At 31.8% G+C, this 26,597-nt stretch carries 21 protein-coding genes and 3 tRNA genes; 14 read left to right on the forward strand and 10 right to left on the reverse strand.

Annotated features, from left to right (window positions below):
• Nucleotides 1-948, reverse strand: coding sequence for a hypothetical protein (locus VK164_RS01590; RefSeq protein ID WP_324207687.1), 948 nt, complete (start codon nucleotides 946-948; stop codon nucleotides 1-3).
• A 103-nt stretch (nucleotides 949-1,051) separates the two neighbouring features.
• Between VK164_RS01590 and VK164_RS01595 the strand changes: the two genes are divergently transcribed.
• The 6 genes from VK164_RS01595 (at nucleotide 1,052) to VK164_RS01620 (ending at nucleotide 8,713) form a co-directional block, all read left to right on the forward strand.
• Nucleotides 1,052-1,648 (forward strand): thymidine kinase, encoded by a 597-nt coding sequence (locus tag VK164_RS01595; protein ID WP_166235768.1) that lies wholly within the window; start codon nucleotides 1,052-1,054, stop codon nucleotides 1,646-1,648.
• A gap of 1 nt (nucleotide 1,649) precedes the next feature.
• On the forward strand, nucleotides 1,650-4,094 hold the full coding sequence (locus VK164_RS01600) for a bifunctional UDP-N-acetylmuramoyl-tripeptide:D-alanyl-D-alanine ligase/alanine racemase (RefSeq protein ID WP_324207688.1): 2,445 nt from the start codon (nucleotides 1,650-1,652) through the stop codon (nucleotides 4,092-4,094).
• Nucleotides 4,095-4,162: 68 nt separating this feature from the next.
• Nucleotides 4,163-4,579: a large conductance mechanosensitive channel protein MscL gene (gene mscL, locus VK164_RS01605; protein ID WP_324207689.1), complete on the forward strand. Its 417-nt coding sequence runs from the start codon at nucleotides 4,163-4,165 to the stop codon at nucleotides 4,577-4,579.
• Between the two features lie 484 nt (nucleotides 4,580-5,063).
• Nucleotides 5,064-6,053: an aspartate-semialdehyde dehydrogenase gene (locus tag VK164_RS01610; RefSeq protein ID WP_324207690.1), complete on the forward strand. Its 990-nt coding sequence runs from the start codon at nucleotides 5,064-5,066 to the stop codon at nucleotides 6,051-6,053.
• A 13-nt stretch (nucleotides 6,054-6,066) separates the two neighbouring features.
• Nucleotides 6,067-6,417, forward strand: a complete 351-nt coding sequence (locus VK164_RS01615) for a hypothetical protein (RefSeq protein WP_324207691.1) — start codon at nucleotides 6,067-6,069, stop codon at nucleotides 6,415-6,417.
• A 94-nt stretch (nucleotides 6,418-6,511) separates the two neighbouring features.
• Nucleotides 6,512-8,713 (forward strand): TonB-dependent receptor, encoded by a 2,202-nt coding sequence (locus tag VK164_RS01620; protein ID WP_324207692.1) that lies wholly within the window; start codon nucleotides 6,512-6,514, stop codon nucleotides 8,711-8,713.
• Nucleotides 8,714-8,754: 41 nt separating this feature from the next.
• Here the strand turns inward: VK164_RS01620 and VK164_RS01625 are convergent, their stop codons facing one another.
• Both VK164_RS01625 and VK164_RS01630 read right to left on the reverse strand, forming a co-directional pair.
• On the reverse strand, nucleotides 8,755-9,516 hold the full coding sequence (locus VK164_RS01625) for a C40 family peptidase (RefSeq protein WP_324207693.1): 762 nt from the start codon (nucleotides 9,514-9,516) through the stop codon (nucleotides 8,755-8,757).
• 87 nt (nucleotides 9,517-9,603) lie between these two features.
• Entirely contained in the window at nucleotides 9,604-10,782 is a 1,179-nt protein-coding gene (locus tag VK164_RS01630) for an acetyl-CoA C-acyltransferase (RefSeq protein WP_324207694.1), read from the reverse strand.
• 323 nt (nucleotides 10,783-11,105) lie between these two features.
• On the opposite strand from VK164_RS01630, the gene VK164_RS01635 reads away from it, so the two are divergent.
• The 4 genes from VK164_RS01635 (at nucleotide 11,106) to VK164_RS01650 (ending at nucleotide 12,162) form a co-directional block, all read left to right on the forward strand.
• Nucleotides 11,106-11,189 (forward strand) — tRNA-Ser (locus VK164_RS01635).
• Nucleotides 11,190-11,202: 13 nt separating this feature from the next.
• Nucleotides 11,203-11,277: transfer RNA gene (locus VK164_RS01640), tRNA-Pro, on the forward strand.
• Between the two features lie 13 nt (nucleotides 11,278-11,290).
• A tRNA-Arg gene (locus VK164_RS01645) sits at nucleotides 11,291-11,364 on the forward strand.
• 141 nt (nucleotides 11,365-11,505) lie between these two features.
• Nucleotides 11,506-12,162, forward strand: coding sequence for a hypothetical protein (locus VK164_RS01650; protein WP_324207695.1), 657 nt, complete (start codon nucleotides 11,506-11,508; stop codon nucleotides 12,160-12,162).
• A 143-nt stretch (nucleotides 12,163-12,305) separates the two neighbouring features.
• On the opposite strand, the gene VK164_RS01655 is transcribed toward VK164_RS01650, so the two are convergent.
• The 7 genes from VK164_RS01655 to tsaD form a co-directional block, all read right to left on the reverse strand.
• A complete protein-coding gene (locus VK164_RS01655) occupies nucleotides 12,306-12,875 on the reverse strand; it encodes a hypothetical protein (protein ID WP_324207696.1) in 570 nt (189 codons plus the stop codon).
• Between the two features lie 5 nt (nucleotides 12,876-12,880).
• Nucleotides 12,881-14,059: a class I SAM-dependent methyltransferase gene (locus VK164_RS01660; protein ID WP_324207697.1), complete on the reverse strand. Its 1,179-nt coding sequence runs from the start codon at nucleotides 14,057-14,059 to the stop codon at nucleotides 12,881-12,883.
• 2 nt (nucleotides 14,060-14,061) lie between these two features.
• Nucleotides 14,062-15,156: an AI-2E family transporter gene (locus tag VK164_RS01665; protein WP_324207698.1), complete on the reverse strand. Its 1,095-nt coding sequence runs from the start codon at nucleotides 15,154-15,156 to the stop codon at nucleotides 14,062-14,064.
• Between the two features lie 74 nt (nucleotides 15,157-15,230).
• Nucleotides 15,231-16,196: a zinc metalloprotease gene (locus VK164_RS01670; protein ID WP_324207699.1), complete on the reverse strand. Its 966-nt coding sequence runs from the start codon at nucleotides 16,194-16,196 to the stop codon at nucleotides 15,231-15,233.
• A 260-nt stretch (nucleotides 16,197-16,456) separates the two neighbouring features.
• On the reverse strand, nucleotides 16,457-17,098 hold the full coding sequence (locus tag VK164_RS01675; protein ID WP_324207700.1) for a DUF4159 domain-containing protein: 642 nt from the start codon (nucleotides 17,096-17,098) through the stop codon (nucleotides 16,457-16,459).
• On the reverse strand, nucleotides 17,091-17,795 hold the full coding sequence (locus VK164_RS01680; protein WP_324207701.1) for a 16S rRNA (uracil(1498)-N(3))-methyltransferase: 705 nt from the start codon (nucleotides 17,793-17,795) through the stop codon (nucleotides 17,091-17,093). The genes VK164_RS01675 and VK164_RS01680 overlap by 8 nt, the downstream gene beginning before the upstream one ends.
• 4 nt (nucleotides 17,796-17,799) lie before the next feature.
• Nucleotides 17,800-18,822 (reverse strand): tRNA (adenosine(37)-N6)-threonylcarbamoyltransferase complex transferase subunit TsaD, encoded by a 1,023-nt coding sequence (gene tsaD, locus VK164_RS01685; protein WP_324207702.1) that lies wholly within the window; start codon nucleotides 18,820-18,822, stop codon nucleotides 17,800-17,802.
• 203 nt (nucleotides 18,823-19,025) lie between these two features.
• On the opposite strand from tsaD, the gene VK164_RS01690 reads away from it, so the two are divergent.
• From VK164_RS01690 to VK164_RS01705, 4 genes are all read left to right on the forward strand, one after another.
• On the forward strand, nucleotides 19,026-23,423 hold the full coding sequence (locus VK164_RS01690) for a translocation/assembly module TamB domain-containing protein (RefSeq protein WP_324207703.1): 4,398 nt from the start codon (nucleotides 19,026-19,028) through the stop codon (nucleotides 23,421-23,423).
• A 134-nt stretch (nucleotides 23,424-23,557) separates the two neighbouring features.
• Nucleotides 23,558-24,544, forward strand: coding sequence for a 6-phosphofructokinase (gene pfkA / locus VK164_RS01695; RefSeq protein ID WP_324207704.1), 987 nt, complete (start codon nucleotides 23,558-23,560; stop codon nucleotides 24,542-24,544).
• 62 nt (nucleotides 24,545-24,606) lie between these two features.
• Nucleotides 24,607-25,614 carry a type I glyceraldehyde-3-phosphate dehydrogenase gene (gap, locus tag VK164_RS01700; RefSeq protein ID WP_324207705.1) on the forward strand — a complete coding sequence of 336 codons (1,008 nt, stop codon included), beginning with the start codon at nucleotides 24,607-24,609 and terminating at the stop codon, nucleotides 25,612-25,614.
• A gap of 71 nt (nucleotides 25,615-25,685) precedes the next feature.
• Nucleotides 25,686-26,537 (forward strand): BadF/BadG/BcrA/BcrD ATPase family protein, encoded by an 852-nt coding sequence (locus tag VK164_RS01705; RefSeq protein ID WP_324207706.1) that lies wholly within the window; start codon nucleotides 25,686-25,688, stop codon nucleotides 26,535-26,537.
• The last annotated feature ends 60 nt before the right edge of the window (nucleotides 26,538-26,597 follow it).

Below are 26,597 nucleotides of genomic sequence, written 5' to 3' on the forward strand. Positions count from 1 at the left end.
TTAAATAAACTTTTTCTCTACAATTTCTAAGAAGCGTGTTTCATATTCTTCGTTTCCAACCCAATTGTTATAATCTGGTTTTACAAAATCAATGATAAAACTTTTAGCTTCCTCAAAACTATCAAATGTATTCAATTGAGAAAGTACGCGATTAAAATCCTCAGCATTTCCACCAAATAGTTTTTTCTCAAACGCAATACGATCGTTTAATCCAATGTTAATGCCTTTGTTTAATTTATCGTTTAAAGACATTGGTTTGTCTTCTTTCTGAACTTTTTCAACTGTTTTTTTAACTTCCTCTTCAATAACCACTGGTGCTGTTACGGGTTCTTCTATAGTAATTTCTTCGGCTGTTGGGGTTTCAAAAATAGTTGCATTTGCTTGTTCTACAGCAACAGGAACATCTTCTACTTTTACAAAATCCAATTCTTTATAGTCGTGCACCAACATATCTTCAAATGAAATTTGTTTTGCAGATTCTTCTGTTTTTGGCGTAGCAACAGGTAGTTCTTTGATAATTTCTTCCTTAGCAGCTACTTCTTCTACAGGTGTCATTAATATTTCTTCCTCTTCCTCGTCTTCTTCAACGATTAATTCGGCAACTACAATTTTTTCTAAAATTGGAGTTTCTTCTGCTTTTTCTTCTACAATTGGTTCCGAAGCTTCAGAATCAACCACTGTTTCTTCTTTTGTAGACGCAACTTCTTCCACAACCGCAATTGGTTGTTCAAAAACATCGGTTTGTTTTCCTTCTAATTTAGCTTCTAAAACTTCTTCTGAAATTTCGTTTTTAACCATTTCAAAGTTTTCTTCATAAAAACGTAAAATCGTCAATTGATCATACAAATTTTTAGCTTCTTGCTGCAGTTGAAGTGTTTCAGAATGGTTTTTTAATTTCAAAATGCGGTGGGCAATACTGATTAATTCAGCAGTAACTCTTTTCTTCATAACTTTATTAGATGGAATTGAATATATCGATACTTTTTTAATATTTTTGTTTTGCTTACAAATGTAGCAGAAAATAATTTTTTAACGTACGAAAGATACAAAAATGTTTCTCGAAAATACCGTAAATCAACAAGAACAATTTGGCTGGATAGAAGTAATCTGTGGCTCTATGTTTTCGGGTAAAACCGAAGAGTTAATTCGTAGATTAAAGCGCGCTCAATTTGCCAAACAAAAAGTGGAAATCTTTAAACCTGCCGTCGATACAAGATATGACGACGAAATGGTGGTGTCGCACAACCGCAATGAAATTCGTTCTACTCCTGTTCCTGTTGCCGAAAATATTCGAATCTTAGCACAAGGTTGTGATGTGGTTGGTATTGACGAAGCACAATTTTTTGATGAAGAAATTGTTGCCGTTTGTAACGATTTAGCTAATTCAGGAATTCGTGTTATAGTTGCAGGATTAGATATGGATTTTAAAGGAAACCCTTTTGGACCAATGCCCGCTTTAATGGCTACCGCTGAGTATGTTACAAAAGTCCACGCCGTTTGTACTCGCACAGGGAATTTAGCGCATTATAGTTTTAGAAAATCTAGCGATGAAAAATTAGTAATGTTGGGCGAAACAGAAGAATATGAACCATTGAGTCGTGCCGCATATTATAATGCTATACGGGAACATAAAGAAGAAAAAGAATAATTTGAAACTAACAATAAACCATATTATTTCGCTTTGCAAAGGTGTTTTTAAAGGAAATTCAACCGAGTTTACGGCAACTCATGTTTCAATAGATAGCCGTTCGCTACAAAATGGGAATAACACTTTATTTTTTGCAATCAAAGGTCAAAATCATGATGCACATTTGTATTTAGAGGAACTAATTACAAAGGGTGTTCGCTATTTTGTGGTCGAATATATTCCTCAACATTTGTCTGATAAAGTAAATTATATTATCGTTGAAAATTCGTTAAATGCCTTACAGCAAACTGCAATTGGTTACCGAGAACAATTTGATTTTCCGTTTGTGGGAATCACGGGAAGCAATGGAAAAACTATCGTAAAGGAATGGCTGAATTTCTTGTTAAGTCCAAATCATTTGATTGTTCGGAATCCAAAAAGTTATAATTCGCAAGTCGGAGTTCCTTTATCGATTTTAGCGATTGAAGGTAATTACGATTTCGGAATTTTTGAAGCCGGAATTTCGTTACCCAATGAAATGTCAAATTTAGAACACATCATTCAACCGAAATATGGAATTCTTACGAATATTGGTTCAGTTCATGATGAAGGTTTTTCAAATCGTGAACTTAAAATCAAAGAGAAAATTAAGCTTTTTGAAAATTGTTCGGATATTTTCTTGGAAAAGAACAACGATATTGAAATTATACTTCCAAAGAACAGTCAAAAGCATACTTGGAGTTTTACCGATGAAAACGCAAACCTTTTTGTTTCAAAGAAAATTACCAATGGTAAGACCGAATTAACGTTCAAAAACAAAGACAATACTTTTAGTGTAAGCATTCCGTTTGTTGATGAAAATGCAATTGAAAACGCTATTACTTGTGTAAATTTTATGCTGTTTTTAGGTGAAAAAATTGCGTTTATACAAAATCGAGTTGCTGAATTATATCCTGTAGAATTAAGACTTCAGTCTAAAAAAGGGATTAATAATTGTTTGGTAATTGATGACAGTTATTCTGTGGATTATCAATCGTTAAAAATTGCGTTAGATTTCTTAGAGCAACAAAAATTGCACGATAAGAAAACAATTATTTTATCTGACATTTTTACGAGTGGAATTCCTGTTGAAACGTTATACAATCAAGTGAAATTATTGCTTTCGAAAAATAAAATCGAGCGTATTATTACCATTGGCGAAACAATCGGAAAACAATTGAACGACTTACCAAATGTGATTTCGTTTGCTACCACGCAAGAATTTTTACAGCAATTCAACACACAATCGTTTCAAAACGAGACCATTTTAGTAAAAGGTGCTCGCGGATTTAACTTTCATGAAATTGTAGTTGTATTGGAAGAGAAAAATCACGAAACCATTTTAGAAATTAATCTCGATGCAATCAGTCACAACTTAAATTTCTACAAATCCAAACTAAAACCAGAAACTAAAATTATGGTAATGGTGAAAGCATTTGGATACGGAAATGGCGGTTATGAAATTGCAAAATTGCTCGAACATCATAAAGTAGATTATTTAGGCGTAGCATTTGCCGATGAAGGCATCGAATTGCGAAAAACAGGAATTACTACACCAATTATGGTTTTAAATCCAGAAAACAGCAGTTTTAGAGCCATGATTGCTTATAATTTAGAACCCGAAATTTATTCAATCACAGGTTTACAAGCTTTTTTAAAAATCGCGCAACACCAAAATATTTCGGATTATCCAATTCATATCAAGTTAGATACAGGAATGCATCGCTTAGGTTTTGAACCACATTTGATGAATGAATTGTGTCTGTTACTAAAAAATAATAATTTCATTAAAGTAAAAAGTGTGTTTTCACATTTAGCAGCAAGCGATGATAGTACTTTAGATGATTTTACTCAATTGCAATTTCAACGTTTTGATGGAATGTATTCAGAATTAGAAAAAGTTTTACCTTCAAAACCAATTCGCCATATTTTGAATACTTCTGGAATTTTCAATTACGCTGAAAAGCAAATGGAAATGGTGCGTTTAGGTATTGGTTTGTATGGCATTGGAAATTCAGAACAAGAATTAAAAGTGTTAGAAAATGTGAGCACTTTAAAAACGATAATTTCCCAAATTAGAGAAGTATTACCTGAAGAAAGCATTGGTTACAGCCGAAGATTTCGAGTAACTCAAAAAATGAAAGTTGCAACCATACCTATAGGTTATGCTGACGGTATTCGTAGAGCTTGGGGTAATGAAAAAGGTTTTGTAACCATCAACAATCAAAAAGCTACGATTTTAGGATCGATTTGTATGGATATGATGATGGTAGATGTTACCAATATTTCCTGCAAAGAAGGGGACGAGGTAATCGTTTTTGGAACCAATCCTAAAGTAACTGATATGGCAGCAATTGTAGGAACGATACCCTATGAAATACTAACCAGTGTCTCTCAACGCGTGAAAAGAATTTTTTACAAAAATTAACATTGTGTTAAAATTTTTGTATTTTCGTTTGTTAAAAAAATTAAACAAACTCTAAAAAATTCAAAACTATGGGATTCTTTTCTGATTTTAAAGCTTCTTTATTAAAAGGAGATGTATTAAGTTTAGCAACTGCCGTTGTAATTGGTGGTGCATTTGGTAAAATTGTAGGTTCGGCGGTGGATGATGTAATCATGCCAATCGTAGGACTATTAACAGGTGGAATTGATTTTACACAAAAATTTATTGCATTAAATGGAGAAAGTTATGCAAATCTAGAGGCAGCAAAAGCAGCTGGTGCAGCAGTTATTACTTATGGAAATTTAGTACAAGCAATCATTAATTTCGTAATTATTTCTTTCTTCATTTTTGTTGTATTGAGAGCAGCTGAAAAAGCAAAGAAAAAGCAAGAAGAAGCTCCAGCAGCACCAGCAGGACCAACTCAAGAACAATTACTTGCTGAAATTAGAGATTTATTAAAAAAATAGTCACTAAACGCTACACTATATATTCTTAATTAAACCACGCCTTTGGCGTGGTATTTTTTTGTCAGTAAGTGTAAAAATGACAAAAAAGAGCCAGTTAAAAGCAATTCTACAAAATAATTTTGAAAAAAGATACTAGGTAGATAGTGTATAGATAGTGTATGGATAGTGTATAGATAGTGTATAGATAGTGTATGGATAGTGTATGGATAATGTATGCCAAAGGTATGGATGAAGTATGCCAAAAGTATTGTTGAGGTATTTTAATAAAAACACAAATAATTTATTTTTGAATACTATCCCTCAGAATAATTAAACTTTTGTGAAAAATAGGATTCTATTTGAAAAGTAATTTGATTATTCTATATTTTTGCAGAACTAAACAAATATCAAAATGAAATCGCTATTAATACTCGTTTGTGTCAGCAAACATAATAAATAAAAAAGCGGTTTTAGATGTTGCAGTTATAAAATAAAATTAAAACATATGAAAGTAGCCGTTGTAGGCGCTACCGGAATGGTAGGCGAAATAATGCTTCAAGTATTAGCAGAACGTAATTTTCCAGTAACGGAGTTAATTCCTGTTGCTTCAGAAAAATCAGTAGGAAAAGAAATCGAATGGAAAGGTAACACCTATAAAGTGGTTGGTTTACAAACCGCTGTAGACATGAAACCTGAAATTGCATTATTCTCTGCAGGAGGTGAAACTTCTCTTCTATGGGCACCAAAGTTTGCCGAAGTAGGAACAACAGTAATCGACAATTCTTCAGCTTGGCGAATGGACGCTACTAAAAAATTAGTCGTTCCAGAAATCAACGCTTCTATCTTAACTAAGGAAGATAAAATTATTGCGAATCCAAACTGTTCTACGATTCAAATGGTAATGGCTTTAGCGCCTTTACATACTAAATATGATATCAAACGTATAGTAGTTTCTACTTACCAATCCATCACTGGAACTGGTGTAAAAGCAGTACAACAATTAGAAAATGAATATGCAGGTATTCAAGGCGACATGGCTTATAAATACCCAATTCACCGTAATGCAATTCCTCAATGTGACAGTTTTGAAGAAAATGGTTACACCAAAGAAGAAATGAAATTGGTTCGTGAAACACAAAAAATATTAAACGACAAAACAATCGCTGTTACAGCTACAGCCATTCGTATACCAGTTGTTGGTGGCCACAGTGAAGCTGTAAATATTCAGTTTGAAAACGATTTTGATGTAAATGAAGTTCGTCAAATTTTACATAATACTTCTGGTGTAACAGTTCAAGATAATTTAGATACATATACTTATCCAATGCCAATTTATGCTCAAGGAAAAGATGATGTATTTGTAGGAAGAATTCGTAGAGACGAAAGCCAACCGAATACATTGAACATGTGGATTGTATCGGATAATTTGAGAAAAGGTGCAGCAACAAATACCATTCAAATTGCGGAATATTTAGTTGCAAATAAATTAGTTTAATTATTCCTTTTGAATGAAGAAAAAGCTATTGTATATTAATGTTTTATTGATGCTTTCAGTGATATTCACTGTTGGTTATCAATCAATACATGCTTTTTCACACGAACACCATCATACTGTTGAATGTATTGCAAAGCAGCAGTCTACAACAGATAAATCAACTACTTTTAAAACATTCACCGAGAAAGAAAACTGTCCGATTTGTGATTTCAAATGGAAAGCTTTTCTTTCTCCTGAGCGTTTTCAATATACCCTTTTTGTACCTAGTGAGTCGATTCCATATTTAGACATTATATCTAAAAATGGAAAAAACACAGAGGTTAGTTTATTCTATTTAAGAGGTCCACCAGTTTTTAATATTTAATAGTTTTTTATGCCTTAAGACATAGAAAATAAGTTTGTGGTACGTCATTGATTTGGCGTACTATCGTCGTATATTAATTATTAAAAACCCTATTATGAGATCTTTTTTCAATATAGCTATGCTGTTGTTTTCAATAGCGAGCTTTTCACAATATAAAATAAGTGGTTATGTTACCGATGCAAGCAATCAAAAATTGCAAGGTGTAGTAGTACACGTAGAGGAGAACAATATCGAAACTACAACTGATGATTCTGGATATTATGAAATAAATGCTTTGCCAAAAGGGCAAAATAAAATCATCTTTAATTATATAGGTTTTGAAACCAAGTCTGAATTGGTTTATACCGACAAAATTGCACAAGTTCTAAATGTTCAATTGGTTGAAAAAGAACAGCATTTAGACGAAGTTATAGTGTCTACATTATACAACAAGATACAATCACAAAACGTGATGAAAGTTGAACACGCTTCGGTACATTCACTCAAACAAAAAGGAGCTGCTACTTTAATTGACGGATTGGCTACATTACCAGGAGTAGCACAAATCGCTACAGGAAATTCCATTGGAAAACCTGTGATTAGAGGTTTAAGCGGTAACAGAGTTTTGGTGTATTCTCAAGGGATAAGAATGGAAAATCAGCAGTTTGGAGAAGAGCATGGCTTGGGATTAAATGCCTCAGGAATTGAAAGTGTTGAAGTAATCAAAGGACCAGCTTCATTGTTGTATGGATCAGATGCTATTGGTGGTGTAATCTATTTTAATCCAGAAAAATTTGCTTCATTACATGATAAAGTAACCTCGCTAGAACAGCAATATTTTACAAATACACAAGGTACATCCACAACTTTTGGTTTCAAAGTTTCTCCTTCAAATTTTAAATTTTTAGTCAAAGGAAATTACACATCGCATGCCGATTATAAAGTACCGAATGATGATAGAATAATAAATACGCGTTTCATTGAAAAAGATTTTAAAGCTGGAATTGGATTCGCTAATTCAAAATTAGCCACAGATTTTAGATATAATTATAACAACTTGAATTTGGGTTTACCCGAAGAGGGTATAGATAATTCAGGGTTCAGAAATCCACTATTTCCAAAACAAGAAGTGGATAATCATATCTTGAGTTTGAATCAAAAAGTGTATTTCAAAAATTCAAAAATAGAAGCCGATTTAGGATATTCATTAAACAATAGAAAAGAATTGGAAGCTTTAAATGAAGTCGCCTTATCGATGAAGTTGCAAACAACAAGTTATAATTTAAAATATTATTTGCCTAAAACTGGCAGATGGGAAGCTATTATCGGCACACAAGGGATTCATCAAACCAATACCAATTTTGGTGAAGAAATGCTAATTCCAAATGCTAAAATAAATGATTTTGGTGTTTATGCCACTACAAACTTTGCATGGAGAACAAATGTACTACAAGCAGGACTTCGTTTTGATAGTAGAAATATCAATACAGCAACACATGGATTAGTAGGAGAGGAAGGCTATTTTGAAGGAATTAATAAACAGTTTACTAGTTTTAATGCTTCGTTGGGATACAAGACAAATGTATTAGAATCAATTACAACAAGAATTAATATTGCTTCTGGATTTAGGGCACCTAATTTATCTGAACTAACTTCAAATGGTATTCACGAAGGAAGTAATCGATATGAAATTGGTAATGCAACTTTAAAAAATGAGCAAAATATTCAATTTGATTTGAATTTAGAATACAAGAGTGAACATTTTGAATGGTTTGCTAATGGTTTTTACAATCATATTAATAATTACATTTACATCGCCCCAACTGGAGCTGTAATTGATGGGAATAATGTTTACAATTATGTACAAAATAATGCGCAATTGTATGGTAGCGAAATAGGAATCCATTTTCACCCACATCCTTATGATTGGTTGCATTTTACCAGTAGCTTTGAAAATGTAATAGCCAAACAAGATGGAAGTAATTTACCTTTAATTCCAGCAAATCAATGGAAAAATAACATTAAAGCAGAATTTGAATATGCCAATTGGCTCAAAGAAGGATTTGCCTCAGCATTTTTAAATTACACATTCAAGCAAAATAATTTTGGGGCGTTTGAAACCAAAACCAACGATTATTTCTTACTTAATTTTGCGGTTGGTGGAAAGATAGTATGGAGAAAAACAAATGTTAATTTGTCGGTTAATACTAATAATGTGTTGAATAAAACTTATGTCAATCATCTATCAAGATTGAAAGCAGATGGTATAAATAATATGGGAAGAAATATAATACTTAACTTAAGTTTTGCACTATAATTAAAATAAATAATATAAAAAATCCCGCAACCGCGGGATTTTTATATTATTTTTTTAATAACTCTAAGTTTGTGCGTATGTCGATTGGTATCTGCATTGTAAATACCTAAATGGTCTAATCTGTCAATACGAACTTTTCCTGAAGCGTGAATAATGTAGTTGTTTTCCATCATAATCCCCACATGGATAATATTTCCTTCATCATTGTCAAAAAAGGCCAAATCACCTGGTTCACTTTCTTCAATAAAACTTAACGCATCGCCTTGTGTAGCTTGTTGTGAGGCATCTCCTAGCAAATGATAACCATTTAATTTGTAAACCATTTGTGTAAACCCAGAACAATCTATTCCAAAAGGTGATTTTCCACCCCATAAATAGGGAGCATTTAAGTACATAAATGCAGTTTTTACCAACTCTGTTTTAGGCTTTACACCGCAAACTTTCATGCCTTCAAAGCTATATTTAGCAGTATTGATGTCTTCGTTTTCTAAAAAAGATAAAGACGCACCCAATGAAATAGGCGTTAACTGATTGCTTGGTGTTGTGATGTAATCAATTAAATCAGCATTTAGAACACTAGGGACTTCATTTAAAAATAAATATTGTTCTTCTGTAATCGATTGAAATTGTTTGTTGTCAATCCAACCTACATAACCATCATAAGCCAATTCTACTTGTGCCCATTTGGCGGTAAGCTCAATAATTTTAAAGTGTTCGCCAAACAACAATTGTGAAACTTGCTCACTTCTGTCGCTAGCTTCTGCTCTAATTGGTACGATGGCTAAATTACAAATTCCAAACATAGTTGGTCTAAATAAAAAATGATGAATTAAGAATTTAATTACAAATGTAACTAAATTTCAAAATTCATCATTAGTAAAAGTTATAAATTATGCTCTTTCAATCACAATTGCTGAAGCACCACCACCACCATTACAGATTGCAGCTGCACCAATTTTCGCATTGTTTTGATTTAAAACGCTGATTAAAGTCACAATAATTCTAGCACCAGAACAACCTAGCGGATGCCCTAATGATACCGCACCACCGTTTACATTGATTTTGTTATTGTCTAAACCTAAGATTTTTGCATTAGCCAAACCTACAACTGCAAAAGCTTCGTTAAACTCAAAAAAATCTACATCAGCTACCGATAATCCAGCTTTGTCTAATGCTTTTGGTAATGCTTTTGCTGGCGCTGTAGTGAACCATTTTGGTTCTTGTGCCGCATCAGCATATGATTTAATGTAAGCTAAAGGAGTTAATCCTAAAGATTTTGCTTTTTCTTCGCTCATTAAAACTAAAGCTGCTGCACCATCATTAATAGTTGAAGCATTTGCTGCCGTAACTGTTCCGTCTTTTGTGAAAACAGGAGCTAATGAAGGAATTTTATCTAATTTAACATTAGTATATTCCTCATCTTTAGTCACAACAATAGCATCTCCTCTTCTTTGAGGAACTTCAACTGGAACAATTTCTGCATCAAATTTACCAGCTTCCCAAGCAGCAGCCGAGCGTTCGTATGACTGAATTGCGAAGTTATCTTGATCTTCTCTTGTAAAGTTATATTCAGACGCACACAAGTCAGCACAAACTCCCATTGCGTTATTATCATAAGCATCTGTAAGCCCATCTTTTTGCATGCCATCCACTAAAGAAGTTGGTCCGAATTTCACACCATTTCTTAAATGTACATAATGAGGAATTAAACTCATATTTTCCATTCCACCAGCAACTACAATTTCAGCATCACCCGCCATAATAGCTTGAGCACCTTGCATTACGGCTTTCATCCCACTAGCACAAACTTTATTTACAGTAGTACAGGCAACATTTTCAGATAAACCAGCATATAAAGCGGCTTGTCTTGCTGGAGCTTGACCATTTCCGGCTTGCACCACATTTCCCATCAATACTTCGTCAACAAGTTTAGGGTCTAAATTGATTTTGTTTAAAGCACCTTTGATTGCAGCTGCTCCTAATTTTGTAGCAGGTACACTTGATAATGCTCCCATAAAACTTCCAATTGGAGTTCTTACAGCAGAAACTATAACTACTTTTTTGTTCATGATTGTGTTTTTAGATTTGAATTGCGAATTTACTAATTTTATTCTAATTTGGATGCTTAATTAAATGTAATTCTAATTAAAAACGGAAATGAAATTGATTTTTCATAATTAATAAGAAAGAGGCTTGTATTTTTGTACGTTGCCTTTTTAGAGAAAGGCAAGCCAGTGTTTGTGTTTTTTCGCTTAAGGGTATTGTGTTGAATATAAGCGCTTTTAAAAAATATATTTAAAAATAAATAAAAAAAGTCAGATAATAGTTGTATATTAATGAATGAAACCATACATTTGCAACCGCAAAAAAGATAAGTTCTTACAGAATAATAGGAGAGGTGCCGGAGTGGTAACGGAGCAGATTGCTAATCTGTCGACGGGTAACCGTCGCCAGGGTTCGAGTCCCTGTCTCTCCGCTTTTTTTGTCTTCGGGGTGTAGCGTAGCCCGGTTATCGCGCCTGCTTTGGGAGCAGGAGGCCGCAGGTTCGAATCCTGCCACCCCGACAAAAATAAATTAGGTTGCGTAGCTCAGCTGGATAGAGCAACTCACTTCTAATGAGTAGGTCCCAGGTTCGAATCCTGGCGCGATCACAAAAAAGCCTTGCAAACGCAAGGCTTTTTTGTTTTTAGTACTTTCCTAAAATGTATTAATTTAGATGTAAATTCGTATATTTGATGATGTTATTAGTTGTGAGAATACTATTGACCAAACGAAACAAAACGCAATTAACGATGAAAAACTTAATTATTTTTATATTTTTTGTTAGCTGTAAAGTTTTTGCAACTCCTCAAATCCCAGATAAATTAATTTATAATGGTAAGGAATATGAATGGAATAGCTTTAGTCCTGGTCATAAATATATAGAAGATAAAAAAATTGCAAAACCGAAAGACGCAATTGAAACAAGTACAAATTACGGAACATATATAATGACATATACGATTGAGAATGATTCATTATTCTTAACTGATATAGAAATTTTAATTGAAAAAAACGACCAAATTGATAATCGATCTGTCTTTAAAGATTTCTTTCCTGCTCAATCCAAAATCTTTATAGATTTCTATTCCAATATTCAAACATTTCCATATGGAAAAGAATTTTATACAACTAAGAATCATTGGACTGATAAATATTTTGAGAATTATCTAGTATTTGAATTTAAAAATGGTCATGTGGAAAAAAGCTATGATTTAAGTCATCGAGATTTATTAAAGCTTAAGAAAAAGTTATTTTCAAGATTTAAAGAAACTGTAGAATATGATAAGGCTGTAATCGAACAGATTGATAATTTGAATAGCTTTAATGAATTTAGACAGAAAAAGTACAAAATGGATCAGTATTTAAAGTTAATAATTTTTAGATTAGTCAAAACTTTAAAAGTATAAGTACTGCTCACAACAACCGTTCGTTTCAATGGGTACTTTCAGATTTTTAGTAGAAAAACCTACAGCTGAATGGAATGATTCTTTATATTTGTAATAGCTTGGTGTTGGTTCAACGGTACTGAAAATAAGCTACAAAACGTTTTTTACTCCACACATTTAATAAAATCCATAAAGTACGTTTCTGGATTTGATTTAGTATTTAATGTTTCAGAAGTTAATTCACTTTTTAAAACATAATCTTTTGAATCGCCTGCATATTGCACGCGCATAAGCGTTATGGGACTGTTTTTTAATTCTTCATAATTGGTTTTGGTAAAAAAGAAGTAAGCTGTTAAAATACGGATGTTGTTTTTTTCTTTTTCATCATAGTTTAGCACACTGCAATTTTCTTCATCGTTTGCAATTAGAGTTACAATCTTACCATTTTTTAATTGTAATATTATTTTTGAGGTTTTGTTGATGCACTTGGTAGGTATAAAATCTTTACTTTTTTGTAATAATTGTAAGCCTAACATTGGCGCTCCATCATTGTTTATCAAATTGAAAAACAAATACTCATTTGTATTTCCAAAAATCTTTTCGTCTATTAATACATTTGGTAGTACTTTTAATGATGTAGAGTCGGTTTTTTCTTCCAGATCATACACACAGTCTTTAGTTTGTGCTAAGGCAAATATTGGAATAAATAGTAAAAGGGCAAGTATATTTTTCATTGATTCTAAATTTTGGTGCAAAGTAAAACTATTTTTTCATTTTTTAAGTTTGTAGTAAAAAAAGCAAATAATGTACCACCGTCGCTAATTTTGTATTTCTTTTTGATTTCTTCTACTTTTAATGGGAAATTTCTGGTAGTAACATTCATTTTCTGGTTTTGAACGTGCTTTTTTAAGTCGCTTTTTTGAAACGGAATTTCTTGTTTAATTTCAAAACGTCTTCCTTGAAAATCTTTAATTATATCAGCAGTATATAAATGGGAATGTTGGTGCAATTTATCCAAACCAAATAGTTCAGAAATCGCTTCAAAACCGCCTGATTTTAATAATGCAGCATTAGGTTCGTAAAGATATTTTTTAGGTAAACTAAACGTTGCTTCGTAGCTTTTTGAAAGACTAATTGTAGTTGAATGTATTTGCTCTTTTTCAATATTTACAACAATGATTTTCGGACTATCTGTAAATGATTTTTTAATTTTCCATAACAATTCTTTGACTTCATTTTCAACGGCTACAATATGAATGGAAGCAACATTTTTTAACTCACATAAACCAGCTTGAAGGTCTAGAATAGGAGCAGTTTTAATTAAAATGGTATCCGAATATTGATAGTAAAAATCTTGTTGGACTACTACGTTTGGCAAACAATCGGCTAGCATGAATACTTTTCCTTTGGCATCATTTCTGCGTGATGGATCAATATAAATGCAATCGAAGCGTTGATTTAATTGAACTAGAATTTCAGAACTATCGCCAGAAATACAAGCTATGTTTTCTGTTTTCAATTGGGTGTAATTATGTCTTACAATTTCTGATAATTCAGTATTAATTTCGCAGTGTGTAACCGATTTGAATTGCTGCGCAAAGTAGTAATCATCAATACCAAATCCACCTGTGCAATCAATCATATTTTCTCCAAAAACCAATGAAGCTTTATATTTTGCTGTTATTTCTGAAGAAGTTTGTTCTATAGAAATTTTTTCAGGATAAATAATATTTGAAGTAGCAAACCAAGTAGGTAATTTGTCTTTAGCTTTCTTTTTTGATATAATTTGATGAATAATTTCGGTATAATTAACGGATGAAAATGGATTTTTCTTTAGCGCTAATTTTGAACTATCAGAGCCTAAATTTTCTGTAATGAAATTTTGAATTTCAGGATGTAAAAGTTGTTGAATATCCAAAACTAAAAATTTTTGGTAAGTGCTTTAATTATGCGATTATCAGGTAAGAATTCTTTACCAATCACTTTTAATGAAGTATAGAAAGGAACTGCAATAATCATACCTGTGATACCAAATAATATCCCTGAAATTAGGATAACCAAAAATATTTCTAAAGGATGCGAGTTGGTACTCTTTGAGAAAATTAGTGGAGAACTCACGTTATTATCTATTAATTGTACGACAAACATTCCAATTAAGACGTAAATGGTAGTAGGTAAGGTTTCGGTACTAAAATCTGCTCCTGTGCCTATACTGTTAGTCATAATTAATATTCCTGCTACAAATGTTGCGATTAATGGTCCAACGTATGGAACAATATTAAATACGGCACATAAAAGCGCTATAATTAGTGCATTGTCTACACCAAAAATCAAGAAAACAATAAAATATAAAACAAGAATTATGAATAATTGTAATAATAAACCCAAAAAGTACTTAGAAAGCATCTCGTTTATTTTTTCAATCGAATTTAGTACTTTTTCTTTTTGATTTTCAGGTAATACTTTTTTAAAAGCTACTGAAAATGAAGTTCTTTCTTTAAGTAAGAAGAATGAAATAAAAAGGACAGAGGCTAAGCCCATTCCAATATTTCCAATTGTACTCGCAATGCTATTTAAAAAGTTGGGAATAAATTCAAAATTAGAAAACGAAGTTAGTTTTGAGTTTTTTACTAATTGTTGTAAATCAATATTATATGAATTCAAATAAGTGGTAATATTATTTAATAATTGGGAGTAATTTTTTTCTAATGATTGGATGTCTAAAAGTGATAAATTTTCGCCTTGTGATACAATTAATGGAACAAAAAGAAGCACAATTCCACTGATTACAAGTAATACTAAAATCAATGAAGTTACTACTGCTAATGTGTTTCTAAACTTGAGTCTTCGTCTTAAAAATAAAACCAAAGGATAAAGGAGTAGAGAGAAAACAATCGCAACAATACAATAGACAATAACAGTTGCTATTTGGTATAAAAAAAACAACAAAAGAGCAATTGCAGTAAGTATTAAAACTGCTCTTACGATTCCATGTGATAGTTCTTTTGAAGTCATTTTTTTTCTTTTGGCTAAAATAAAAAAAACTCGCCAATAAATAGCGAGTTTTCTCAAATAACAATTAATTAAAATCAAGGTTGTGCAAACGAATTTCTTGCACCACCTGAAGCGAAAATGGCAAGCATTCTGCTTTTTTGACCATTTGAAAACATATACATACCAGCATCATCTGTGTAATCCATGTAGTTCATAGTCATTTCGATTGGTGTTCCAGAACATGTTGAATAGTGTGGAAAAGCTGGAATACCATAATTTGCTGTATTGTGAGAAGGTGTATCTGATACTAAGTCGCTCCCGCAAGTTGCATCTCCCCAAATATGTCTTAAGTTCATCCAATGACCTACTTCGTGAGTTGCTGTTCTACCTTTATTGAAAGGAGCAGTTGCAGTACCCGTAGTTCCTAAATATTTTGAATCAATAACAACTCCGTCAGTTGCAGCTGCACCACCAGGAAATTGTGCATAACCTAAAATTCCTCCACCAATTGTACAAACCCATAGGTTTAATTTAGTTGTAGGTGATGTAGGATTGATTCCTCCTTGAGTTGACTTTTTCATAGCATCACGGGTTCCCCACGATGTTTTTGTAGTAGATTTTCTGTAAACAGCATCTAATACAAAAGAGATTCCTACATTAGCTTTTACTCCAGAAAAAACCGTAGGCACTTGATTAAAATCGGAATTAGTTGCATTGAAGTCTTTATTTAATACGTCTATTTGTGATTGAATTTGTGTTAATGAAATGTTTTCAGCAGCAGTTCTGTACAAAACATTTACAACAACTGGAATTTCAATTTTTCCATTTACTAATCTACCAGTGTTGTTTCTAATTGCTTCTTCAGTAAATCTCTCTATTTGCTCCATTTTTTGAGCTAATTCTGGATTTTGTCTCAGTTGCTCTTCGTAAACTTCATGTGATGCACATCCTCTGTGGTCATGAGTAACTAGTGTCTTCTCTTCAGTTGTTGTTGATGTTTCATCGTTTGAACATGAAAACAATAACAGCAAAGCAAATGCTGATAAAACGATTTTTTTCATAAAATTAAAATTTTAGTTAGTTAATTTGGTTTTTAGTTTTTACGATGACAATAATCTATTTTGAAAGAATAAATTGTTTGTATGAAAAAACTGATTCAAAGTTAATGAAGTTCAAAATTCTAATTTTACAGATTTTCTGTATATTTTGTTAAAGTTTTAAGATAAGTTATTAAATAGAATAAAAAAGTATGAAATGTTCAATGTTAGATTTAAATAATTGAAATAATATTAAAAGGTTTTTTTAAAAATCTTTTGAAAAATTAGAAAGTAAAAGCATAATGAATAATATTTGCACCCATTTTTAGTGCTTTTTCTCTTACAGTTGCGGGGTCATTATGTACTTCTGCATCTTCCCAACCATCACCTAAATCACACTCGTAGGTGTATAATAAAACAATCCTTCCATCGATAAAAATACCAAATGCTTGTGGTTTTTTATTATCGTGTTCGTGAATTTTGGGTAATCCACTAGGAAAAGCATAAGGTTCTTGGAAAAGAACATGATTGGCAGGAATTTCTGTTAAAGGATTATCAGGAAAAATCTTTTTGATTTCTTTTCGGATAAATTCATCCATACCATAGTTGTCATCTATGTGTAAGAAACCACCAGAAGTTAAGTATTTTTGTAAATTAATAACATCATTAGCACTAAAAACTACATTTCCATGTCCAGTCATGTGGACAAAAGGGTAATTGAAAATTTCTGAGCTTCCTACTTCTACAGTTGCAATTTTGGTATTTAAAGTAGTATTGATATTTTGATTGCAAAATTTCACTAAATTAGGTAAAGAAGTCGGATTTGCATACCAATCACCACCACCAGAATATTTTCCAACAGCCACTTCTTGGGAAAAACCCAAGTTCAAAAAAAGCAGATAAACAACTAAAAAGAGTTTATTCATTTAATAACGCAATTGTATGGCAAGCAACTAATGCTGCGGTTTCTGTTCGTAATCTTGTGTTTCCCAAAGTTACAGGAATAAATTGATTGGCAATCGCTAAATTAATTTCTTTTGTAGAAAAATCACCTTCTGGACCAATTAAAATAGTGATTTTTTCATTTTTATTAATTTCTTTTTGAAACGATTTTTTGTCAGTTTCTTCACAATGCGCAATAAATTTTTGTCCGTCGATATTCGATTTTACAAAATGCGAAAGTGAAACAGGTTCATTAATTTTAGGTAAATAATAATGCAAAGATTGTTTCATGGCAGCTTGTATTATCTTTTCGGCTCTATCAATTTTATACACTTTTCTTTCCGAATGATCGCAAATAATTGGTGTAATTTCATGAATACCAATTTCGGTTGCTTTTTCTAAAAACCATTCTAAACGGTCGTTCATTTTGGTAGGAGCAACGGCAATATGTGTGTAAAAACTATCGGGTTGTTGAAAGGTTTCTTTTGTGATTTTTATTTCACATTTTTTTTCAGAAGCAAGAATAATTTCTGATTCAAATAAGTAACCTAATCCATTTGTAATGAGTATTTTATCACCTTCTTTTTTTCGTAACACTTTAACAATATGCTTACTCTCTTCTTTGTCAAAAAAGAAAGTGGTGTCAGCTTTTTTTATTTCGGAATTATAAAATAGTTGCATAGTTTTAAAATTCAATTCGTGCTTTAGAAACTACATCAGCATCGCTGAAATTTTGTTCTAAAAAGTTATAATAACCTACAATTCCAATCATAGCAGCGTTATCTGTTGTGTATTCAAATTTAGGAATATAAGTTTTCCATCCGTATTTTTTTTCAGCTTCTTTCAAGGTTGTTCTAATGCCAGAATTTGCCGAAACACCACCACCTATTGCAATTTGATTGATTCCCGTTTCTGCAACTGCAAGTTTAAGTTTATCCATTAAAATATTGATAATAGTATGTTGAATGGAAGCACAGATATCTGCTTTATTTTCTTCAATGAAGTTTGGGTTTTCGGCTACATTTTTTTGGATAAAATATAAAATTTGTGTTTTTAAACCACTAAAACTAAAGTTCAATCCCGGTACTTTTGGCTTGGTAAAAGGAAAGGCTTTTGGATTGCCATCTTGCGCGAATTTATCAATCAAAGGTCCGCCAGGATAGGGAAGACCTAGTATTTTTGCACTTTTATCAAAAGCTTCTCCAACGGCATCATCAGTAGTTTCTCCAATGATTTCCATATCAAAAAAGCTTTTTACTTTCACAATTTGTGTATGCCCACCTGATATAGTCAAGGCTAAAAATGGAAATGTTGGTTTATCATAACCTTCTTCGGTAATAAAATGGGCTAGAATATGCGCTTTCATATGGTTTATTGCAATCAAAGGAATGTTCAACGCCATACTCATTGATTTAGCAAATGAACCGCCAACCAACAAAGAACCCATTAATCCTGGGCCTTGTGTAAAAGCAATGCAATTTAAATCTTCTTTTGTAATTCCAGCTTTTTTAATGGCAACATCTACCACTGGAACAATATTTTGTTGATGGGCTCTAGAAGCAAGTTCAGGCACCACGCCACCATATTCTTCATGAATAGCTTGTCTAGCAACAATATTAGACAAAACAATATCGTTACAAAGTATGGCTGCAGACGTATCATCACACGAACTTTCTATCGCTAAAGTATATATTTTCTTTTCTAACATATTTAGGCACGAAATTTGACTTAAAGATATTGTAATTATCTTACAAAAATCCTTATTTTTGTTGGATATCCCCCTTTTTAATAAATTTGAGCAAATTTAAAACAAAATAGAGTATCAAAAAATTTAAAAAAATACTATTTCGTTTCCTCTTTGGAATAATATTATTGCTACTCTTTCTGGGGATACTATTATCGTTGCCTCCTGTGCAAACCTATTTGGGAAAATATGCTACAGATGAACTCAACAAAGCATATGGAACAAATCTAACAATTGAGCAAGTTGCAATAACTCCTTTTGGTAGTGTAAAGTTAAAAGGAATTTTAATTCTTGACCTTCATAAAGACACACTTTTTGCTATTAAGCGTTTAAATACATCTATTTTAAGTTTTAAAAAAATATATGACCCTGGGCATCCATATCTTAAAGATGTAATTATTGATGGATTAGATGCTAAAATTATCAATTATAAAAACGAAAATTATACTAATTTAGACAAGTTCATCGAAGCATTTGATGATGGTACGCCTTCATCAGGAAAGTTTAGAATGAGAGCGAATAAAATGACAATTTACAGCAGTCGTTTTCGTTATATTGATGAAAATTTAAAAACACCTAAAGTTTTAGATTTTACTCGACTGAATGGTAAAATTGAAGATTTTTTAATCAAAGGTCCAAATGTAACAACCTTTATCGACAGGCTTTCTTTCAAAGATCATAGAGGTATTGAGGTTAAAAATCTTACTGCGGATTTTACTTACACAAAAAAGAATATTCTTTTAGAGCAACTGGCAATGAATACGCCCGAATCTGAAATGAAAGGAAGGGTCGAATTAAAATATAATAGAAAAGATTTTTCAGATTTTAACAACAAAGTAATTTTTGATGTACAGTTTGAAAAAGCTTCAATAGCTTCAAACGATTTGAATCATTTTTATAATGAATTTGGAAAGAATAATACATTTTATGTTGATACACATTTAGTAGGTACATTAAATAACTTTACAACGCATGATTTAAAGTTAGTAGATAAAAATCAATCTGAGATTATCGGAACGGTTAATTTTAGAAATCTGTTTGGAAAAGGCAATCAAGCGTTTTATATGAAAGGTAATTTTGATAGAATTACCTCTAATTATGAAGATTTAAAAGGAATTTTGCCAAGAGTTTTGGGCGAAAATTTGCCATCTGTTTTAGCAAAATTAGGTACTGTTAATTTAGCTGGAGATGTTGAATTGACTCAAAAATATATTAATGCCGATGTTTATTTACTTTCAAAACTTGGAGAAATTGAAAGTAAATTAGCTATGCAAAATATTGACAATATTGATAATGCTTCTTATCAAGGAAACATTCAGTTGGCTAATTTTGATTTAGGAACATTATTGGGTGAAAAAGATTTGGGCAAAACAACCTTGGATTTAGACGTTGATGGAAAAGGATTCACACAGAAACTATTGAATACTAAAATCAAAGGAAAAATTGATAAGTTCTATTTTAACAAATACAATTATCAAAATATTACTGTAGATGGAAGTATGAAAATGCCTTATTATAAAGGTTATTTTAATAGTAATGATCCTAATTTAAAAATGGACTTTGATGGTGTAATTGATTTGAGTAAAAAAGCTAATAATTATGATTTTAAAGCCCAAATTGATTATGCTGATTTGCATCTTTTAAATTTTTATAAAAAAGATTCTATTTCAATTTTTAAAGGAAATATAAATTTCAAAGCTAATGGTGGCTCTATAGATGATTTGGTTGGAGATTTAGAAATTCATAATGTATCGTATCAAAATAGTAAGGACTTTTATTTTTTTGAAGATTTTGAAATCACATCCTCTTTTGATGAACAAAAAGTTCGTACGATTACAATGAATTCTCCAGATATAATTAGTGGTCAAGTTGTTGGAAAATATAAAGTAAAAGAGGTTCGTAAAATAGTTGAAAATGCTTTAGGTAGTTTATATGCCAATTACTCTCCAAATAAATTAGCCAAAGATCAGTTTTTAGAGTTTGATTTTACAATTTATGACAAAATTGTAGAAGTATTTATTCCAGAGGTTTCTATATCAGAAAACACCAGATTCAAAGGAAAAATTAATGCCGATGAAGGTAAATTCGAATTAGATTTCAGGTCACCTACAATTGTTGCTTTTGAAAATCATATTCAAAACGTAAAAATTGATATAGATAATAAAAACCCTATCTATAATGCGTATATTTCTGTTGACACTATAAAAAATAAGAATTACAAGATTGCTGATTTTAATTTGATTAATATTACTCTTAATGATACGTTATTCGTTCGTTCAGAATTTAAAGGAGGTAATCAAAGTCAGGATAAATATGATTTAAACTTATATCACACCATAGATGAGAAGAAACAATCGGTAGTTGGATTCAAAAAATCGGAAGTAAAATTTAAAGATTACACTTGGTTTATCAATGAAAATGAAACTAACGATAATAAAATTGTGTTTGATAAATTTATGAAAAACTTTGATTTTCAGAAAATTAGTTTATCGCACAATGATCAAAAAATGGATTTCTTTGGTACTATGCGTAATTCAACTTACAAAGATTTTCAGTTAACGTTTGATGATGTTGATTTGAAAAAAATAACACCATCGTTAGATAGTTTGTCTTTTGGAGGTAAACTAAACGGAAAAGTCAAATATTTTCAAGATAAAAATGTGTATGATCCACAATCAAGTATAACTATTGATAGCTTGCAAATTAATAAAATTCTGATTGGAGATTTAGATTTTAACATTGAAGGAAACGAAAATTTCAACCAATTTAAAGTTGCTTCCAGCTTAGAACAAGATGGAGACGAACGGTTTTTTTTAGAAGGTAATGTGAACTTTGTTGGTGAGCAATCAAGTTTGGAGCTAGAAGCTGGTTTCAAAGGTTTTGATTTAGCTCCGTTTGGACCACTCTTAGGCTCTGTTTTGTCTGATGTAAGAGGTAATGCTACAGGTAGGGCTAATATCGCAGGAGCATTAACAAAACCAGAAATAGATGGCCGTTTGTATCTCAATGATGCAGGAATGCGTGTGCCGTATTTGAATGTAGATTATGCATTTGAAAAAAATGCTATAGTAGATATAACCGAACATCAATTTAGCCTGAGAAAAATTGAAGTTACAGATACCAAATACAAAACAAAAGGAATCCTAGACGGAAGTATTCGTCATGAAGCACTTGGCGATTGGCAGTTGGATTTACATTTAAGTTCTAATAATATTTTGGCATTAGACACAGAAGATAATGAAGGTGCCTACTATTATGGAACAGCTTTTATGAAAGGAACTGCAAGTATTACAGGTGCTGTAAATGCTTTAAATATTAAGGTAGCTGGAGAATCAGAAAAAGGTACGTCTATTAAAATTCCGGTAAATGATGATGAAGACATTGGAGATAATTCTTTTATTAAGTTTATGACTAAAGAAGAATTTCAGAAAATAAAGGACGGGAAAGTTGTAGAGAAGAATAAATACCAAGGGATAGAACTTGAATTCGATTTTGATATTGATACTGATGCCGAAATTGAAATTATTTTGGATAGAGAGTCTGGTCATGCTATGAAAGGTAAAGGATTGGGTTCTATGTTTATGGAAATTAATACCTTAGGGAAATTCCAAATGAATGGTGATTTTATTGTGCAAGAAGGGCAATATAACTTTAAATATGGTGGATTAATTGATAAAAAATTTAATGTTGAAAAGGGAGGAACTATTCGTTGGGATGGTGATCCTATGAATGCGGTATTGGATTTAGAAGCAACTTATAAAACTACAGCGAATCCAGCAGTTTTATTGGAAAGTGCTTCGTTTAATAAAAAGGTAGATACAAATGTTTCTATTTTATTAAATGGAAATTTAAGCAATCCTGAGCCTGATTTTAATATCGATTTTCCAAATGTTAGTTCCGTACTAAAAAGCGAAATAGATTATAAGTTACAAGACAAAGATACGCGTCAAACACAAGCATTTGCATTACTTTCAACAGGTTCGTTTGTAACTGCTGAAACCGCAGGAAATGCAGCATATGGTCCTCTTTTTGAAAGAGCTAATTCAATCATCAATGGTTTATTTGCTGATGAAGATAGTAAACTGCAATTGGGTTTTGATTATTCGCAAGGAAATAAGTTAACGGAAATATCAGATAGAGTTGGAGTTACCTTGAGTACAAGAATTAATGATAAAATTTCAATCAACGGAAAAGTCGGAGTACCGGTAGGTGGAGTAACAGAATCAGTTATTGTAGGGAATGTCGAAATTCAAATGCAATTGAATGATGATGGTACACTTACTGCGCACGTATTTAATAGAGAAAATGATATCAATTATATAGGAGAAGGTATTGGTTATACACAAGGACTTGGGCTAACCTATAATGTAGAGTTCAATACTTTTAAAGAAATGATTCGTAAAATTTTTACAAAAAAGAAAGAAGATAAAGACTCAACCAATTCTAATGACCAAATGCCAGATTCTGACATACCTACTGAGTTTTTAGATTACATTAACGACCGAAAAGTAAAAAAATCGGAAGGCACTAAGGAAGAACCTATTAAAGTACCAGAAATAGAATAATTCTTCAATTTTTAGCATAAAAAATAAAAAGTTATTAACGAAAACGTTTGAATTTGCCACTATAATTAAATAGTTAGCAAAATTCGTGTTTTTTTACATTTTCGTTTCTTAACTTTACATAAACAAACAAAAAAATGACTTCAAAGATTAGAAAAATAGGTGTTTTAACATCGGGTGGCGATTCACCAGGAATGAATGCTGCTATTCGTTCTGTAGTTCGTACTTGTGCTTATCACAACATTGAATGTTTGGGTATTTACAGAGGATATCAAGGAATGATTGAAGGAGATTTTAAAGAAATGGGACCACGCTCGGTTAATAATATCATTAATAAAGGAGGGACTATTCTTAAATCGGCTCGTTCAAAAGAGTTTATGACAGTTGAAGGTCGTAAAAAAGCATATGATAATTTAGTTGCTGCAGGAGTTGATGCACTTGTAGTGATTGGTGGAGATGGAAGTTTTACAGGAGCGGAAGTTTTTAATAATGAATATGGTTTTCCTGTAATGGGAATCCCAGGTACAATTGATAATGATATTTATGGAACTAGCCATACTTTAGGTTATGACACTGCTTTAAATACGGTTGTAGATTGTATTGATAAAATTCGTGATACTGCCAGTTCACATAACCGTCTTTTTCTTGTTGAAGTTATGGGTAGAGATGCCGGTCATATTGCTTTAAATGCAGGAATTGGTGCTGGAGCTGAAGAAATATTAATACCTGAAGAAGATTTAGGGTTAGATAGACTATTAGATTCGTTACGTAAAAGTAAAGCTTCTGGTAAATCATCAAGTATTGTAGTTATTGCTGAAGGTGATAAAATCGGTAAAAACGTATTTGAATTAAAAGACTATATTGAAGAAAATTTCCCAGAATATGATATTCGTGTATCTGTCTTAGGTCACATGCAACGTGGTGGTTCCCCATCATGCTACGATAGAGTATTGGCAAGTAGACTTGGTGTAAAGGCGGTAGAATCTATATTAGAAGGAAAATCAAATTATATGGTAGGAATGTTAAACGACAAAGTTGCATTAACACCACTAGAACAAGCAATCAAAGGTCATTCAGAAATCGATAAAGAATTATTGCGTGTTTCTGATATCATGACAACATAAAAAATAAATTAATATTAATATATAGCTTAAAGCATGTTGCTTAAAGCGTAAAGCCAAATAAAATGAAAGTAAAATTAGGAATTAACGGTTTTGGAAGAATTGGAAGAATTGTATTCAGAGAATCTTTTAATAGAGATAATGTAGAAGTTGTAGCAATCAATGATTTATTAGATGTTGAGCATTTAGCTTATTTGTTAAAATATGATTCTGTTCACGGGCGTTTTAATGGTAAAGTAGAAGTTAAAGACGGACAACTTTATGTAAACGATAAATTTATTAGAGTCACAGCCGAAAAAGATCCAAAACAGATTAAATGGGATGATGCATCAGTAGATGTTGATGTAGTTGCAGAATGTACAGGAATTTTCACAACTTTAGAAACTGCTCAAGCTCACATTGATGGTGGAGCTAAAAAAGTTGTTATTTCTGCTCCATCGGCAGACGCACCAATGTTTGTTATGGGTGTGAATCATACTGAAGTAAAAGCTACTGATACTATTGTTTCAAATGCATCTTGTACTACAAACTGTTTAGCGCCATTGGCAAAAGTTATCAATGATAATTTTGGAATTGTTGAAGGATTAATGACTACTGTTCACGCTACAACTGCAACTCAGTTAACTGCAGACGGGCCATCAAGAAAAGATTGGAGAGGCGGACGTGCAGCAAGTGTAAATATTATTCCATCTTCTACAGGCGCTGCTAAAGCAGTTGGAAAAGTAATTCCAGCATTAAATGGAAAACTTACAGGAATGTCATTTCGTGTTCCAACTGTAGATGTTTCTGTTGTTGACTTAACTGTAAAATTAGCCAAAGAAACTTCATACGATGAGATCATGTCTGTTTTGAAAAAAGCTTCTGAAAACGAAATGAAAGGCGTTTTAGGATTTACAGAAGATGATGTAGTATCACAAGATTTTGTAGGAGATTCAAGAACTTCAATTGTTGATGCAAAAGCAGGAATTGGATTAAATTCAACTTTCTTTAAAATTGTATCTTGGTATGATAACGAATACGGTTATTCAAGCAAATTAATTGACTTATCAGTACACGTAGCTGGTTTAAAATAATAGTTCTTTAAAAAATCCCGTTGCATTTGTGTACGGGATTTTTTGTTCCTAAATTAACTAACACTAATCAAATGAAATTACTAGTTGACAGTGGATCTACAAAAGCCGATTGGATTGCTATTGATGATAACGGAAAAGTATTATTCACCACACAAACTTTAGGATTAAATCCAGAAGTTTTAGATAAAGAAGAAATCATTAATCGTTTAGACGATAAGTTTGATATTTCACATAACAAAGATAAAGCGACACATTTGTTTTTTTATGGAGCAGGTTGTGGAACGGATAGAATGAAAAATTTTCTTACTGAAGTTTTTGAAAACTATTTTAAAAATGCAACAGTAGTAGTTCATGAAGACACTTATGCTGCTGTATATGCAACCACTCCAAAAGATGCCGAAGCAATTGTATGTATTTTAGGAACAGGTTCAAATTGTAGTTATTTTGATGGAAAAGTTTTGCATCAAAAAGTACAATCTCTGGGCTATATTGCCATGGATGATTGTTCTGGAAATCGTTTTGGGCGTCATTTGTTAAGAGGGTATTATTTTAATAAGATGCCTAAAGAATTAGCACAAGAATTTGAAGAAGAGTACAATGTAGATGCTGATTATATCAAACATAATTTATACAAAGAACCAAACCCAAATGCTTATTTAGCTACGTTTGCAAAGTTTTTAATCAAACACAAAGACAACGATTTCTGTAAAAAGTACATACAATCTGAAATGGAAGATTTTGTAGAAAATTATGTTGAACAATTTGAAAATTGCAAAGATGTTCCAGTACATTTTGTAGGTTCTATCGCTTTTTATTTAAAAGAAGAATTAACAGAAGTATTAGCAAAAAGAGGCATTACAATTGGTAACGTTTTGAGAAGACCAATAGATGGCTTAATTGCCTATCATATTTTGAATAAATAAAATTAGAAACCTGAAAAGAAATTTTCAGGTTTTTTTTGCGAACTTTGTAAACATACCAAT

Origin of the sequence: Flavobacterium sp. (assembly GCF_035299005.1) — a bacterium.
Taxonomy (GTDB): domain Bacteria; phylum Bacteroidota; class Bacteroidia; order Flavobacteriales; family Flavobacteriaceae; genus Flavobacterium.

Coding starts and splice junctions, on each gene's coding strand:
- VK164_RS01615 (WP_324207691.1), top strand. CDS start 6,067: ATGAAGAAAAAGCTATTGTATATTAATGTTTTATTGATGCTTTCAGTG.
- VK164_RS01590 (WP_324207687.1), bottom strand. CDS start 948: ATGAAGAAAAGAGTTACTGCTGAATTAATCAGTATTGCCCACCGCATT.
- VK164_RS01620 (WP_324207692.1), top strand. CDS start 6,512: ATGAGATCTTTTTTCAATATAGCTATGCTGTTGTTTTCAATAGCGAGC.
- tsaD (WP_324207702.1), bottom strand. CDS start 18,822: ATGTTAGAAAAGAAAATATATACTTTAGCGATAGAAAGTTCGTGTGAT.
- VK164_RS01630 (WP_324207694.1), bottom strand. CDS start 10,782: ATGAACAAAAAAGTAGTTATAGTTTCTGCTGTAAGAACTCCAATTGGA.
- VK164_RS01655 (WP_324207696.1), bottom strand. CDS start 12,875: ATGAAAAATATACTTGCCCTTTTACTATTTATTCCAATATTTGCCTTA.
- VK164_RS01680 (WP_324207701.1), bottom strand. CDS start 17,795: ATGCAACTATTTTATAATTCCGAAATAAAAAAAGCTGACACCACTTTC.
- pfkA (WP_324207704.1), top strand. CDS start 23,558: ATGACTTCAAAGATTAGAAAAATAGGTGTTTTAACATCGGGTGGCGAT.
- mscL (WP_324207689.1), top strand. CDS start 4,163: ATGGGATTCTTTTCTGATTTTAAAGCTTCTTTATTAAAAGGAGATGTA.
- VK164_RS01665 (WP_324207698.1), bottom strand. CDS start 15,156: ATGACTTCAAAAGAACTATCACATGGAATCGTAAGAGCAGTTTTAATA.
- VK164_RS01625 (WP_324207693.1), bottom strand. CDS start 9,516: ATGTTTGGAATTTGTAATTTAGCCATCGTACCAATTAGAGCAGAAGCT.
- VK164_RS01610 (WP_324207690.1), top strand. CDS start 5,064: ATGAAAGTAGCCGTTGTAGGCGCTACCGGAATGGTAGGCGAAATAATG.
- VK164_RS01705 (WP_324207706.1), top strand. CDS start 25,686: ATGAAATTACTAGTTGACAGTGGATCTACAAAAGCCGATTGGATTGCT.
- VK164_RS01650 (WP_324207695.1), top strand. CDS start 11,506: ATGAAAAACTTAATTATTTTTATATTTTTTGTTAGCTGTAAAGTTTTT.
- VK164_RS01675 (WP_324207700.1), bottom strand. CDS start 17,098: ATGAATAAACTCTTTTTAGTTGTTTATCTGCTTTTTTTGAACTTGGGT.
- VK164_RS01595 (WP_166235768.1), top strand. CDS start 1,052: ATGTTTCTCGAAAATACCGTAAATCAACAAGAACAATTTGGCTGGATA.
- VK164_RS01670 (WP_324207699.1), bottom strand. CDS start 16,196: ATGAAAAAAATCGTTTTATCAGCATTTGCTTTGCTGTTATTGTTTTCA.
- gap (WP_324207705.1), top strand. CDS start 24,607: ATGAAAGTAAAATTAGGAATTAACGGTTTTGGAAGAATTGGAAGAATT.